We start from the raw sequence: 15,232 nt of genomic DNA on the forward strand, positions 1-15,232 counted from the left end.
ATTAACAATACCTTCTCATAATTTCATCCAGCCGTTTTGCAAAGGTTTCCACACATTCTTTATAATAAAAATGTCCCCCTGGGAAACTTGTAATTTCACAATGGTTCAAAGTTTCTTTCTTCCATTTATCGATATGTTCTTCTTCAATCAGCACATCTTCTTTTCCATAAAGCACATAAATATCGGCTAAAAGAGGTGTATTCTCATAATATTGATATTCTTCCGATAATGCAACATCTGCTCTTAAAACCGGTATTATGAACTCAAGTATTTTCTCATTATTTAGCATCTCCGCTGGTAAAGATTCCAGTTTTGTAAACTGTTCCAAAAATTCCTTGTCTCCTAAACTGCTTATAACAGGTCCAGGAAAGGAAACACTTGGTGCTACTCTACCTGAAAATATCCCACATAATAAATTAGAATCTCCTTTTTTTTCAATATAACGAAGTAATTCAAATCCAATCATAGCCCCTAGACTATGGCCAAAAACAGCATAGCTACAGTTTGCTGTCTGAACTTTCACTTTTTCGTATAAATCACTAAGGCACTCTTCTATGCTACTATAACAAGGCTCATTTGCACGACTTCCTCTTCCCGCTAATTCAAGTGGAACTGGTTCGTATAAATCCGTATCCATATATCTTTTCATGGTCATATATCCCATGGCTGAACCACCTGCATAAGGAAGAAAGAATAATTTAGTTTTCTCCATTTACAGGCACACCTTCTTTTACGAGCACATCAAACAGTTCTCCAACCTTACTTACAATCGCAACACTAGATAAAGGCACTTCCAAATGATAAATACCTGTTAAATAGATTCCCATACTGAACAAACCAAGAGAATCAATTAGCAAGTCACTATATAAATCGGTTTCTTCCCTGATTTGAGACTCTTCCATTCCAACATAATCTGCTATATTTTTAGCGAACTCCTTAAAATTTAATTGATTCATCGTTTTCTTCCTTTCCCCTTCAAAAACTTATTTTCCAATATATTTAAACTGTATTTTCCCAATATCATGAGGCAGTTCTTCTGTTACAATCACTTCATCTGGTATTTTATAAGCACTGAATTTTCCCTGAAAATATCGTGCCACATCATTTCTTGTCAATTCCTGTCTGTTTACTGTTTTAACATAAGCAACAATCTTTTCCCCATAGACTGGATGTGCTTTTGCTATAACAGCCACAGATTCTATCAGAGGATGGATAAGAAGATATCCTTCTACCTCTTCTGCATGAACTAAATTAGCACCTCGCTTAATAATTCTTTTACATCTTCCCAAAAAATGATATCTTCCATCTGGAAGGCGTTCCACCATATCCCCCGTCATAAAGCAGCGCTTTCCATCAACTGTTATAACAGTTTGTGAAGTAGCCTGAGGGTTTTTATAATAATTGAATATAACTCCCGTTGTATAAATACATAACTCTCCAATATCAGATTCCTTTTTTTCCTGATCCAAAATATGTACTTTCGTAAAAGGCAGTTCTGAGAAATCACTAGGATCTGCCTCATAGTCTTTTTCAGAATCCCAGACTACCATTGTTGCAGTTTCAGAAGAACCGATTACATTAATGACACGTATTCCTAATTTCTCTACAAAAATCTGTGCTATTTCCTTTGGTAATACTTCTCCAGCAAAATAACAGATCCGAATACTGGATAAATTATATTCGTAAAACTTAGGATTGGAAATCAGGATCTTTGCCAAAGTTGCAGTCAGCTGAATTGCTGTAACATGATTTTTCTCAACGGTCTCTAAAAAACGAATTGGATCAAACTGTGGCTGGTAAATAACACTTCCACCTTTTACTACAACTTGAAGTCCCATTCCAAATCCACCCTGATGGTACAGTGGCATACCTACCATCATCGTATCCTTCTCTGTAAATCCAAGATAATTGCCCATATCTACAATGGCATCAAAAAATCCTTCATAAGGAACAGATAGAATTTTGGGATTTCCCGTACTGCCAGACGTACATGCCAGACTCATTACATGATTCTCATCTGCCTCAAAGCACATCACTTCCTCCTGTCCTTTGGAAATGCTTATGAATTCATCATAAGTAATAAAAGGTTCCGATATATCTTCTTTTTCTTTTCCTACATAGATAAATTTCACAATCTGTGGAGTCTTTTTCCTGACTTTTTGTACGACATCATATATATTGTTATTCCGATATTGTTTTTCTATAAAGCAGATTGTAATATCCGCACCATTTAAAAGACGTTCTAGTTCCAGTTCCCCACTTTGGGGATCGATTGGAACTGGCTGTGCACCAATCTTTATTGTTCCCCAGAACAATTCATACCAAGCAATACTGTTTGACAGGATAAGTCCAACTTTACTGTCTTTTTTTACTCCAAGTACAGATAAGCTCGCTGCTATTTTACTTGTTTGTTTAATAAACTCTCTATAAGAAAGAACTTCTTCTTCAATAATAAGTAATGGCTTATCTGGGCTTTTTATAGAAAAATTACTGATTAGCTGGTAAAAATTCTTTTCGCTCATAATCTCCTCCGTAATTTATTTTCGTAAAGCCTGTGCACAAAAATCTGCCGCTTTTCTTTTTATCCAATGCATCTGTTCCCCAACAGGCATTGCATGCATAACACTTTCTTTCGTCGCATAAACAGGCTGTTCTTCTATTTCAATTTCCTGTTTTGCTCCTTGGCTTTTCTCATAAATCAGTTTTGTTTTCTCTAATTCCATCCAATTATCATAAACACTATGAACCAACAGAAAATCACAATTGATGCAACCTTCTCCTATGATTTCCATCTCATCTAAAAACTGTTCCACCGGCTTATCCATTTGAAAAGCTGCCCACTGTCCCTGCTTCATCCATCTAGGTATGTTATCTGGTTCAACCATAGATAAAAATAAAGGAAATAAACTTACACAGCATTGAATTTGAGTGTGCTTAGCTGCAGCACGATAAGCAAATCCCCCGCCCATGCAAAGACCATAAGTTCCTAACTTTCCATTGTCAATCAGCGGATTCTCTTTGCAAAATGACAGAATCTGGTCAATTGCTTTTTCTGTATTTTCTGCACTTAATTTAATATCATATTGAAACAGAGCATTTCCTGTTCCTGGCATATCCATCGCCAAAACAGCAATTCCACGGTCTATCAATGGCTTTGCCTCAATCTCCATCTCTTCTTTGCAGCTTCCCATTCCTGTAAACATAATCACGCATGGATATGGACCCTCATATTTGTTTTTATCTGGAAAATGCAAATATGCTGGCAGATATTTCTTTTCCCCAAAAGTAATTTTAACTGCTTCCACTTGCCTTTCTGATGCTGTCAGAAACTGTTCATATGTACTAGCTAATTTTTCGTAAATCCCTTTCTTTTTCTCGATGGCATCCGAATTAAGTAAATAACAAGCATAATAACAACTGGCAGCAAGAGAGTAATATTCGCTTACTGAAACCATATTATCTTTTCTGCTTTCCTCATCTGCCAATGAAATAAAATGCTGTGCTTTCTTCTCCCATTCAGACATCCAGGTATCATCAAGCATTCTTGCATTTAAGAGTGGCTTTTCTTCCATTTTCCGAAGAACATATTCCATATCAAATGGATTCGCTCCATATATAAGACATCTTGTAATAACTGGATTTAGCAAATTACGAATTGACCACTGCATTATATCCCTCCTTTAATGAGACAATATGTTTTGCTACACACTAATTATAACATGTATGCATGTTTTGTAAAGTTATGTAATGCACTTGATAATCCTAAAAAATAAACCACAAATTTTACAATTGGTGGTTTATTCCTATTCTTGTTCATGTAAAATTATATTGCTTCCCTTTCAGATTTTACATCAATTCTAAAGTATATTATCAGCAAATAGTCTTTTTAACTTTACATATGCAACTATGCACATTCAATAAAAATGGCAGCCCCAAAAACATCATATAGGCTCCATAAAAGAAAAAGCTCATAGGCGTAACTGGATAAATGAATAGTTTCGGATTATATTCTGCCGTATTCTGATAAAATGCTGCTCCACAAAGAAGTACCGTCTGAAGAAAACTTATCCATATGACGAAAACTCTGTCAAAGTTAGAGAAACGGTATATGGAAAATGCTGTTCTTCCCTTTAAAGTATAGCCTCGGCTTTTCATAGAATCGGAATAGTTTTTAAATTGTTCCAAAGACCAGGTACTTAAGATAGACAGCATTCGCAGACCGTTCCGGAACCGCATGATTACATTTCCCTGTGACATGCCTTTGCCTATGGAACTCTGTGCATCATTTATTTTCCTTGCCTGTTCCTTGATTCTTGGAACTGTGCGTAATGAAATGGCAATATATAACGATAATCTAGGACTGATTCTTCCAAACAGATAAACTATTTTATCTGCTGTCATAACCTGATGTACACAGCCCATCCACATAAGAATAATGGCAATTCGCATCCCTATGACGATACCATAGATCAATGCTTCTAAAGTAATATAATTTCCAATTCTGTTCTTCATCAGATATGTGGTTCCAAAATGATTGCCATATCCATAATAGCCAGCAAATAACACAATGCATGCTACTAGGAAAAAGAAACGCCAGAATATGCCAGTGCCAGTCTGAAGACAGCTGGCATTCTTCGTATTGGCAGTTTTTTTTATCCGCCAGTAACTCCAGTACGAAAAGCTAGAAAGAAAGGATAGAAGCAGAAAAACAGGATGATTATAATACATCCCGCACAAAATCACCATTACAAAATACGCAAGCAAGATCATTGGATGATGTTCTTCAAATCTCATAGTTTTCTTCCTCTCTCCTAACCCCTTCTTTGGCTTCCATACAGAAACGGACAACATCATCCATTGTCACCGCAAAGGGACATTTGCCCCTTGCAATCCGATTTGCCGCTGTCGTATAGAAATAATTCGATGCAAAAAATTCATGTGCCTCCTCTTTTGCAATGATTTTTCCATCAAAAAACAGGCCTGCAAAATCTGCATAGTCCGCACAAAACTCAATGTCATGGCTAATTAAGAGGATAGTAATCTTTTGTTCTGATAAAGTCTTAAGGAACTTGCCCAGTTCCTGCTTAAAAACAATATCCATTCCCTTAGTAGGTTCATCTAACAAAAGGATTCTAGGATGTGCCAGTAATAGTTTTGCCAGTGCAACCCTTTGCTGTTCCCCTCCTGACAAGTCATACGGATGATTATCTAAACGACTGGATATATCCATAAACTTTATCATATGTTCTAATTCTTCCTGTTCAGATGTCATTTCCACAAGTTCTTCTCTCACTGTCCGTTTTACAAATAAGCTTAAGGGATCTTGTGGCAGCAGTGCAATTTCATCTGCCCACTTAGTTTTTTTCTTTCTCAAGTCTTTGCCATAATACAAAACCTTTCCCGCCTGTGGCTCTAATAAACCAGCCATTATTTTTAATGCTGTGGATTTACCACTTCCATTCCCCCCTACTATCGCCACAATATCTCCTTCTGCAATCTCAAAACTTACGCCTTTTAGGACATCAGGTGTTCGATTGCCATACCGAAACCAGACATCCTTAAGCTGTATTGCTGTTCTCTCTTTTTTCTTCCCTTTATCCTTTTTTCCCACGTTCTCCATGATATTTCTGGCATGTTTTATAGCATATCGTTGATGAAACCAGTTTCTTCCTTCTCGTACTGTTAAAGGACAGGTTCCAGTTCCCCCTGCTTTATAAAAAATCTGTGCAGCACTTGGAAATGCCCTAAACATAGTGTGATTGTCTTTCCATAGCATCTGTGCAGCAATGGAAGGACTGTCATACACGATTAAACTGCCCTTATCTAGTACTGCTGCTTTATCGGCATAAGGAAGCACTTCTTCTAACCGATGCTCCGAAAGCAAAATGGTAGTACCAAAATCCAGGTTTATTTTATGTACCGTCTGCAGAAAATCAGCTGCCGCAATGGGATCTAACTGAGATGTAGGCTCATCCAGAATCAGAATATCTGGCTGCATAACCATAACGGATGCCAGATTAAGAAGCTGTTTCTCTCCTCCTGATAAATCTTTCACATCTTTATGGAACCAGTTCTGAATTCCAAAATAGCTTGCCATTTCCCCCACCCGGCGGCGAATAATCTGATTCTCAACCCCTAAACTTTCTAAACCAAATGCCAGCTCGTGCCAGACTTTATCTGTTACAATCTGATAATCCGGATTCTGCATTACATACCCAATTCCTTCTGTCTGCTCACGAAGGTTTAAACTGGCAAGAGGCTTGTTTTTTATATAAATCTCTCCAGATTTATTTCCTGCTGGCGTAAGTACTGATTTACAATGCCTAAGCAAAGTAGATTTACCACTTCCACTTCTTCCACAAAAGGCAATGTATTCCCCTTGCTGGATTTCAAATGAAATATGGTTCAGTATTTTATGTTCTGGATTCTGAGGATAAGAAAAACATAAATCCTCAATTTTTATCTGTGCCATAGTAATCTCCTTTTCTTAGGATACATCCTTGCCCAGTCCTTCACAAGTATAGTTCCAGGTAATTGCATCCCCATCTTTTAACTTATAAGATGAGCAGCCGTAGTTTGGATACCAGCCATTGACCTTATACATCCATCCGCTTTGCCTGCCACAATCGAATTCATACAGGTTATGAATTCCTTCTACATAATAAGTTTTATACAGTGGTGTGTATGCGGCCTCCATTTGTATATCTAAGGTATCGCACGTACGTTTTAAAACATCATACACCGTTTCCCCATCTGTAAATTCTACCTTAGTGGTGGTTAAAATACATCCATCAGAAGGTACATAGCCCGTTTTACTTTCCTTTAAATCTTCCATATGAGAAAGGATGGATGTACAGTGAATGCTAATGGTGCATTCATAGATTTTTTGTGGCTTATCCTCTGGTTTTCCGCTTGCCTGGGTATCATTCTTTTCTTGCTTTTGATTATGGTTTTCCGTTTTTTCACTAGGACTGGAGGACGGCTTTTTGCCTGCTTCTGGTTTCTTTCCTGATTTTGCATGAGCTTTTTCTTTCCTTGCTGGTTTTTGAGATTCCCTTGGTACACCAGAATCCTGAGCATCTGGAGATAACGAACTAAGCTGCTGGTTTTTCTCTGACTCAGTTTCTTTTAAGGCCGATTTCTTATCCTCTTTAGGCTCTTTGGTCTGGTTTTTCTCTTTATCCACATCAGCTTTTTTTACGACTTTCTTCCTATCCTTTTTAGATAAAACAAGCAGCTCTTCATTTGCCTTAGCTTTCTCTTGTTCCCTTTGCTGGATAACAGAATTTAGTTTTTCTATGGATACAAAAAGTTCCTGATCTCCAGCTAAAGTAATTGCCTGTTTGAGAATAAAACTGTCTAAACTTTCTGGCTCAAGAGTCTGGATATCATTTTCTAATGTTCCATCTTCCTTATTAAAAGCAAGACTAGTTTGCCCTTCTTGGATATCCAGATTACTTTCTTTTAACTTTCCTCCAACTGTACCACTTAAAACAGAAATTGTCTGTACACCATTTTGAACATCTGCACTAAAGACAGTATTCTTCCCCTTGCTGGTGTAACTGTTTTCTGCACTTTTTACAGTTATGGCAAAATTTTCTGACTGATTGACAAGGAAAAGCACTCCTTGATGCAGTTCCACACCAAATGCATTCTCATTACATTTGGTAATTGCAAAACGAGTGTCAGCATCCACTCCAATGGCAATACCATTCATTTTCAGAAGAATTCCTGAACCAGACATGGTTTCTAGCACATCTTGTTCTCTTAAAATAGTTCCTTTGCTTAAGGAGTACGCAATACCACTACGGGTAATGCTTGCCTCACCTGTTTTTTCTTCTACGAGACAATTTTCTTTTATATCCGCTTTCTGAAACCATCCTTTGACATTTCCAACTGCCATAACACCTGAAAGCACAATAAGCAGGATGGAAAGAACCATAATAAGATTAGCAATTCTTCTCTTCATTTTCCTTACCACTCTTTCCCTTTCCATTTTTCATTTCACTTGCCGCCTTTACGATTCTGGCCTTGCCTCCAAATGAAAATCCTATGGCTAGTAATAATACACCTGTTCCAAATATTCCTGTATAAATCCACATGTAAGGAAATGCGTTCTCTTTCCCCAGTGCATCATAGGTTCCATTTAAAACCAGTGAAGACTCACCAAGTACTTTTCTTCTAGTTTTCTTCCTGCTATCTTTGGTGTTCTTTTTTCGTTTATCTTCTTCTTTGGTGACTTTATGAGCTTTATGGGAATTTTGCACCTCTTCTGTCACATGCTTCTTAGAATAGTTTTGCTTAATTTGCACACTTGCTAGTTTCTGCCCATTCTGCAGCATTTCTTCCTTCTTTTCCTGAGCTTCCTTGTTTTCTGGTTTCTGGTTATTCTCTTCATCTGCTTCTTTCTGGCCTTTAGATTGAGGGACATGATTTCCTTTATCCTTGTCTGAAGTTTCCTCTCCCTTATCCTTTCTAGTATCCTTATTATCCTTTGGTTTCTTTTTATTCGTTTCTTTGTCTATATCATTTTGTAATTTCTTTAATTCCGTTTCGGCATCAAGAAGTACCTGATAGTTTTTCACCTTTGCTTTTTGTTCTACTGTCAATGCATTATAAGCATTACGGATTTCGCGTATGAAAGAAGCTTTTTCCAGTGTTACTGTTCCAATAGCATCAATCATCTGTTCCATTTCCTTGACAGCTGCCTTACCCGCCTCAATCTGCTCTAATTTTGCCAAGGCTTCTTCTAATGTCTTATAATTGCTTACTTGTGCTTGCTGCCCTTTGGTTAAAGACTGATAAAATGCGTTTACTTTCTGTACAAGTTCCTTATCTTCTTCTTTGATTTCCTTTGGAAGATCGTGTATTCTTGCTTTAACTTCCCGCACTCCGCTTACGTCAGTACAATCAAATAAATTGGCCTGTTTCTTATAGCAACGGATCAGAGAAACAAGGGATCTTGCACATTGACTTTCATCCCCCTTGTAATCCAGGGATATATCTGGATGTTGTGAAATATAATCCAAAATGGTATTTCCATTCTTTACAAATCCTTCTGATAAGAAATCTTCATCTAATAGTGCCAGAAGCATCTGTGCCTGAGCATCCGTCCAGACGTTGACATCACATTTGGTATATTGGGAGTTGAATGTTCCAAAACCTGTTATACTTCTTTGCAGCCACGGAATTACTTCTGTTTCTACATAATGTTTCACTTCATAGGCTTCCTTATCGCTAGAAGATGCCTGTTTCTTGTACATAAGAAAAATTGGCTGCATATACATAATAGACATATCATCTGCATTGTAATTGTTCATTTTTGAACTTCCTATCTGAGTCTTTACTAACGGTTTGATGTAAGACATGTACTCTCCGTATCTGCCACTGTACAAAGCATAGGCAAGATAATGCTGGGCATAATATTTTCCGTTGTAATCACTTGCTAGGAGTTCCTTCACCAGATCATATCCTGCTACATCTTCCACATCAAATCCTAATGCAGTTATTGCCAATACAAATCTTGCAGTTTCTGTTGTTTCCGGTTTCTTTCCCACTGACTGCTGATAAGTCTTATACTCTTTCCAGACTTTTGAAAGCCTCTGAAACATTTCGTCCTTACTAGTCCCAGGAGGATAATATCCTGCCCTTGCACAGGTAAAATCAAACCATGTATTATCCATTGCCTCTGCACCGTATTTTGCGTAATTTTCTCTTAATATGATTTTGACTGCTTCTTCTGCCTTTTGTATGCGTGCTTCTTTTTCCTGACTAGACAAAAAGGAGCTCCATTGCGGGTTATCATAATAAGTACCAGACGTAGAACCAAAAGCCCAGCTAGTCACTTGAAATTCGTAGGTATCATTTTTCAGATATGTAAATGTAAAATAGTCTGAAGGATCTTTTTTGGAAAAATCTTTGGATACTCCATTGACTGGCGTATCAACTAAAAAATCTTTCTTCCATTTTTCTTCATTGAGAGTAATTACAAGCTGATAGTCCGTTACCAGAGAAGAGAACTGTTCTTTTTCCTTTGGGTCCTTTCCTCCATATAGGATAGCTGCACTGATTGGAAAATAACATTCCTTCATAGCAGAACTTTCATTAAATATGTAATTTTCTACATTCACTTGTATTTCTACTGGTATTTTCTTAATCGACAAAACCTCTTGTACCTCTGTTCTTAAAGATGGAAATCCTTCATTTTCTTCTTCCTTTATCGTCCATATATCGTTAAAATCAAATCCCAGATAGGTTGACTGAAGTTTCATATCCTCTATGGAACAAGCTTTATCTCCTGCTTTATAGCTGGCTTGCCCTAGATAATAACAATTTTCCGTATTTTTATCAGCAATTCCGTATAAACTGATTTTACTGGTCTGGGTAGTGGATAACGTTCCAATATACACACAGTTTCGCACAGTTCCTGTATTTTTGTATGTTATTCCAGCGAGCTGGGATTTTTTCTTTGTTGTATGAATATCAGCACTGCTCAGACAGTCTGTTATGGTACCAGAATTAGAATAACAGAAACTGCTGTAATTATTATTTTCACCTTCTATGGTTCCATTAACCGTACACTGGGCGATTACTCCTAAATTACTATAAGCAAACACACATCCTAACTGTGCCTGGGTTATCTTAGTCTCTTTCATGGTAAGATTGCACACTTTGCCTTCTTTTCCAATCTTATAAAACAAACCTTCCTTTTCATGATTCCATCCTATAATAGAATGTCCTCTTCCGTCCAAAGTCCCTTGAAAGCTATTTTCCTTTTCTCCAACTTCTCCTACTGTTCCCACGTCGCTTGTCTTTTCTATGAAAATATCATTTTCCAAATAAACATTCTTTCCTTGATAGTCTATATCCTGATACAAAGAATCCCGGAACAGCTTAAGCTCTTCTACTGTGGAAATACAGTATGCTTCTTTTTTATCATTCCACAAAGATTCATATGTTTTTTCTGGAACTTCTGAAACGGCTGGGATTTCACTTTCTTCTGGTGAACCTGTTATCTCTGGAAGATTCGTTGTCTCTGTTGTTCCATTTGTCTCTGGTAAACGGGTTGTTTCTGGCAGCTGGGTTGTTTCTGCTGATGGAGCTGTCTCTAGAGTTGCACCTGCTTCTGGCATTTCTGACAGGGTTTTTTGCATTGCCTCTCCTATTTCCTCTGCAAGGGCAGGTATATCTGGCAAAATCAATGACATTACCAGCAACAGAAGCAAAACAATTCTTTTTCTTTTTCTCATACTATTTTTCCTTTTCTCATACTATTTTTCCTTTTCCTTCTGTCCCTTTTTGATTTAGAACAAAGTCTGAGTTCCTCAGACTCTCGCGACTGGAATGTACTCGAAGGAACTCAGACTTTGCCGCGCCAGATGGGTGTCGCTGTCTTTTAGCTGTCGCTGTTTTTTAGCGATTATCTTCCTTACCCATCTGTGCGCATCCTGTGCCCTTCTTTTTTAGGGCACTTTTTATTTGATAGGGAAGGACTCGCAGAGGACTTTCCTATCAAACAAGAAATGCAATTACCCCTTCTATAATGAAGGGGTAATTATCAAATAAATTAAAACTTAGTGACTTACTCTATAAATAGCCGTATCTATGCTTTCTTCACTTGCTTGAATGTTTTTTAACACTGCTAAAGAACTGTTGTAATCCGAATCGTATCTGTTGTCAGCTAACGCCATTACAAGCTCTGTTCTGTCTGCTTTTTCATATGCTGTTACATATGTGTAATCACCAGCCCAGTTATAATAATATGTATTGGCATCTTCGTTATGAATAACCTGATTTGCTAAAAATCCATCACAAAGACCTACATCAGCTCCCATATTTAATGTATAGAACATTTCCACTACTGGAGATTCTTCCTCACTTAAAAGTCCCATATCCATTAATTCCTGAACAGTAGTTCCCATGGTATAGTAATACTGGCTGCCATTCACATTTGTACTCATTTCATTGTTGATTGTGAACATCCATCCCGAAAATCCAGTAAAATTATACTCACTTAACAGTCTTGTCACATATCCTAAAGGTTTTACAATCCCAGTGTGGAATGCAGCTTCTGGCATTTGGGAATACATAGAATAGTTCCTTACATCAAAATTATACGCTTCGGAACAGCGAATTCCGCTTATATATCCATAAGAACCTGTGCAGCTCACTAAAATCAATCTGCTTAATAATGTATTGCAGATGATTTCGCCTAGTTTTCTGGATGTATCCGTTCCGGCAGGAATCGTGATACAGGTCGGTTCTAATATAAATCCGTTTGCAGTTTCCCCTGGATCTACCATTAGATACAGTTCATAATCTTCTGTTGTTGTAGAGGTTTCTGCTGCCAACGCAGTTACATTGGCATTAGAAGCAGCAATAAGAACAAACATTACCAGTGCCATTACTTTTGCTAACTGTTTTTTTGCTAATTGTTTCATATTTCATCTCTCCTTTGGTAAAATGCGAGAGCAATTAGAGAAATATTCCTATTCTTATGTCATAATTTATTGCACAAAAAAATACCGTATTCTCCAATCACCCAAGAATCGTATTCTAATCCAGCACATGGCAAGTATCCTGACTTTTGCATCATCCTAAGAAACGCCTTCCCGTAAAAACAGTGGCCAATGTCTCTTCGTCCGCAATTACAGTTGTGGTTGCAGTTCTGGTTTTTCACCAGATTCCAGTTTAACACTAAAAAGTGACCATGTACTATATTCAGTTGTTATTATGTACATGTAACAATAACATAATTATTGTAACATACTATCACAGAAAATGCCACCTAGAATTTCACTTCATTTCAGATACTCTGTAAATGTCAATTACAACTTCTCCAGCTGCCTTGCCAAATCCCAGTTTGCCAATAAACTTACTTTCATTTAACCATCCATAGGGACTGTTTTTGTCAACTTGAAATACAGGCTTTGTTAGGAATGGTGCAGCTTTCCTGTCATCAATCTCCCCTTCGTTTTCTACGGATATATAGAATCCATCTTCTGTCTGAATCACATATTTTGCAAAGGCATAAGATACAGATTCGTCTCTCTGGGTATTCCAGTCAGCCCCGCCAGGAATAATTTTCCCATTGATTTTTCCTGTAAACTCTCCTCCTGTAATAGGGATTACTCTTAACTGGCCTTCGTCTGTCTGTCCTATTACCATCCAAGGTCCGCATTCAACACGTAATGAAAATATTAGTTCCTCTTTCATGAAATACCTCCTGTTTTACTTCTTTCATCTACCTATTAGTATAACAAAAAAATTCCACGAAACAAACTATTCCTTTGTATATTTCGTGGAATAAACCTTAGCTAAACTATTTTTCCTATTTCTTTTACGTCCTTTACAATAACCCTAGCCCCCTGTTCCATAAGAAATTCCTCATCACGGTATCCCCAGGCCACTGCGATTTCATCAATTCCAGCATTCTTAGCCACCTGAATATCTACTTCTGAATCTCCTATATACACGGCATGCTCTTTCTCCACATGGAACACCTTTAGAACTTCTAAAATGCTGTCAGGGTATGGTTTTCTTCGGACACCCTCTCTTTCCCCTGCCGTATAATCAAACAGATCTCCAAAATACTCTTTACACAAAGACTGTACTGCAAAATCTGCTTTATTGGATACCACTGCAAGTAAATGCCCGTTTTTCTTTAACTCTGTAAGCAATTCTGCCATACCGTCGTAAGGTTTCGTCTTATCTGCACAATGGAGCCTGTAATACTCTTTAAATGTTTTATAAACTTTTTCCAAAATCTCTGGTTCTGTTCCTTTCGGTACTGCCCGTTCTAGCAGTTTATAGATGCCATTGCCTATATAACTTCTTACTTGTTCCATCGTTTTTTCTGGAAAGCCTTGTGACTTTAATGCTACATTGGTGCTATCCGTTAAATCCTCTAAGGTCTCCAGAATCGTTCCGTCTAAATCAAATATTAGTAATTTATAATTTTTCATAGATCTCCTTTTTCCCACTTCATACCCGCTATGCATTCAGGTTCACTTTTTTAATCTTCTTTGTCTTATAGTCATAAAATTTGCGATTTACATCGGCATCATAAATTATATTCCGTCTGAGATAGTATAACACATTTTTAAATTTTTCAAAATATAGTTTACAACTCCCTAGAATTCTCCTTATTAATAGGTGTAACGCAAAACACAACAAAGCATTACATAACCAAAAATCTATTCTATTAGAAAAGGAGAATGATATTTATGAGTACAAAAGGAATTGATGTATCAACCTATCAAGGACAGCCTGACTGGGCCAGAGTAAAAGCAGACGGTGTACAGTTTGCCTTTATCCGTGCTGGATACGGCAAGAACAACATTGACCAGCGCTGTGATTACAATGGAAGAAATTCTAAAGCCAACGGTGTCACACCACATTTTTACTGGTTCTCTTATGCACTAAACAAAGACATGGTAATCAATGAAGCACAGTATTTAATTGCACAGGCAAAAAAATACACAAACAGCTGTATGCTGGCATGGGATTTTGAATATGATTCTATGGATTATGCAAGAAACAAAGGTGTCAGTATTTCAAAATCCACTTTAACGGACTGGGCAGCTGCATTCTGCCAGGAAGTTACGAAAGCAGGCTTTACTCCTGTAATCTATGCCAACGAAGACTATGTGAAAAACTACATAAACGTAGATACGATTATCAGCCAGACAGGAGCAAAACTATGGTTTGCAAGATATTCAAACACCATTGGAAGTTACGGCTCCAATGCTTACATCTGGCAGTATTCCTCTTCAGGAACAGTTGCTGGAATCAGCGGAAATGTAGATATGAATATTGGCTATTTTGATGGTGTCCCTGAAACTGCTGCCTATACTTTAAATACATTTGTCCGTGAGGTACAGGCTGCATGTGGTGCTTCCATAGATGGTGTTGCAGGTACAGAAACATTATCGAAAACTGTTACCGTTTCCGCTACGGTGAATAACAGACATGCTGTTGTTGCACCACTCCAAAGACGTTTAAATGCATTAGGTTATAATTGCGGTACTGCTGATGGTGTTGCTGGAAGCCTGTTTACTGCTGCAGTAAACAGCTACCAGAGAAATGTGCTTGGCTATGGCACTCAAGATGGCGAAATTACTGCCCGCGGAAAGATGTGGAAATCTTTGTTGGGCATGCTTTAATCCTCCAGACTAGAAGCTTGCCTATAAACCATCAAGTGTAAAATTCGTTATCTCTTTCTCATATATAA

12 protein-coding genes and 1 riboswitch are annotated in these 15,232 nt (G+C 37.6%); of the genes, 1 reads left to right on the forward strand and 11 read right to left on the reverse strand.

All coding sequences use genetic code 11. The features are described from left to right. Nucleotide 1: 1 nt before the first annotated feature. The 11 genes from BMY85_RS04400 to BMY85_RS04450 form a co-directional block, all read right to left on the reverse strand. Nucleotides 2-712, reverse strand: coding sequence for a thioesterase II family protein (locus tag BMY85_RS04400; RefSeq protein ID WP_092476873.1), 711 nt, complete (start codon nucleotides 710-712; stop codon nucleotides 2-4). Beyond that, complete coding sequence (locus tag BMY85_RS04405; protein WP_092476875.1) at nucleotides 699-956, reverse strand: acyl carrier protein; 258 nt, start codon at nucleotides 954-956, stop codon at nucleotides 699-701. Before BMY85_RS04405 ends, BMY85_RS04400 begins: the two co-directional genes overlap by 14 nt. Nucleotides 957-983: 27 nt before the next feature. Next, complete coding sequence (locus BMY85_RS04410) at nucleotides 984-2,522, reverse strand: class I adenylate-forming enzyme family protein (protein ID WP_092476877.1); 1,539 nt, start codon at nucleotides 2,520-2,522, stop codon at nucleotides 984-986. A gap of 15 nt (nucleotides 2,523-2,537) precedes the next feature. Beyond that, nucleotides 2,538-3,668 carry an alpha/beta hydrolase gene (locus tag BMY85_RS04415; RefSeq protein ID WP_092476879.1) on the reverse strand — a complete coding sequence of 377 codons (1,131 nt, stop codon included), beginning with the start codon at nucleotides 3,666-3,668 and terminating at the stop codon, nucleotides 2,538-2,540. 202 nt (nucleotides 3,669-3,870) lie between these two features. Next, nucleotides 3,871-4,794 (reverse strand): energy-coupling factor transporter transmembrane component T, encoded by a 924-nt coding sequence (locus BMY85_RS04420; RefSeq protein WP_092476881.1) that lies wholly within the window; start codon nucleotides 4,792-4,794, stop codon nucleotides 3,871-3,873. Beyond that, complete coding sequence (locus BMY85_RS04425) at nucleotides 4,784-6,472, reverse strand: ABC transporter ATP-binding protein (RefSeq protein ID WP_092476883.1); 1,689 nt, start codon at nucleotides 6,470-6,472, stop codon at nucleotides 4,784-4,786. Before BMY85_RS04425 ends, BMY85_RS04420 begins: the two co-directional genes overlap by 11 nt. Nucleotides 6,473-6,487: 15 nt before the next feature. After that, nucleotides 6,488-7,969 carry a DUF4430 domain-containing protein gene (locus BMY85_RS15850; protein WP_242939672.1) on the reverse strand — a complete coding sequence of 494 codons (1,482 nt, stop codon included), beginning with the start codon at nucleotides 7,967-7,969 and terminating at the stop codon, nucleotides 6,488-6,490. Continuing rightward, nucleotides 7,950-11,249 carry a hypothetical protein gene (locus BMY85_RS04435; RefSeq protein ID WP_092476885.1) on the reverse strand — a complete coding sequence of 1,100 codons (3,300 nt, stop codon included), beginning with the start codon at nucleotides 11,247-11,249 and terminating at the stop codon, nucleotides 7,950-7,952. The genes BMY85_RS15850 and BMY85_RS04435 overlap by 20 nt, the downstream gene beginning before the upstream one ends. 324 nt (nucleotides 11,250-11,573) lie before the next feature. Further along, nucleotides 11,574-12,440: a hypothetical protein gene (locus tag BMY85_RS04440; RefSeq protein WP_092476887.1), complete on the reverse strand. Its 867-nt coding sequence runs from the start codon at nucleotides 12,438-12,440 to the stop codon at nucleotides 11,574-11,576. A 112-nt stretch (nucleotides 12,441-12,552) separates the two neighbouring features. After that, a riboswitch (cobalamin riboswitch) is annotated at nucleotides 12,553-12,727 on the reverse strand. Nucleotides 12,728-12,795: 68 nt separating this feature from the next. Then, the gene (locus tag BMY85_RS04445) at nucleotides 12,796-13,215 is read right to left on the reverse strand and encodes a DUF3237 domain-containing protein (RefSeq protein ID WP_092476889.1); all 420 of its coding nucleotides are present in this window, start codon (nucleotides 13,213-13,215) and stop codon (nucleotides 12,796-12,798) included. Between the two features lie 101 nt (nucleotides 13,216-13,316). Beyond that, the gene (locus BMY85_RS04450) at nucleotides 13,317-13,964 is read right to left on the reverse strand and encodes an HAD family hydrolase (protein WP_092476891.1); all 648 of its coding nucleotides are present in this window, start codon (nucleotides 13,962-13,964) and stop codon (nucleotides 13,317-13,319) included. A 261-nt stretch (nucleotides 13,965-14,225) separates the two neighbouring features. Between BMY85_RS04450 and BMY85_RS04455 the strand changes: the two genes are divergently transcribed. Next, on the forward strand, nucleotides 14,226-15,164 hold the full coding sequence (locus tag BMY85_RS04455; RefSeq protein ID WP_177180632.1) for a GH25 family lysozyme: 939 nt from the start codon (nucleotides 14,226-14,228) through the stop codon (nucleotides 15,162-15,164). Nucleotides 15,165-15,232 lie beyond the last annotated feature (68 nt).

Source organism: [Clostridium] polysaccharolyticum, from assembly GCF_900111595.1.
Lineage (GTDB): Bacteria > Bacillota > Clostridia > Lachnospirales > Lachnospiraceae > Clostridium_AI > Clostridium_AI polysaccharolyticum.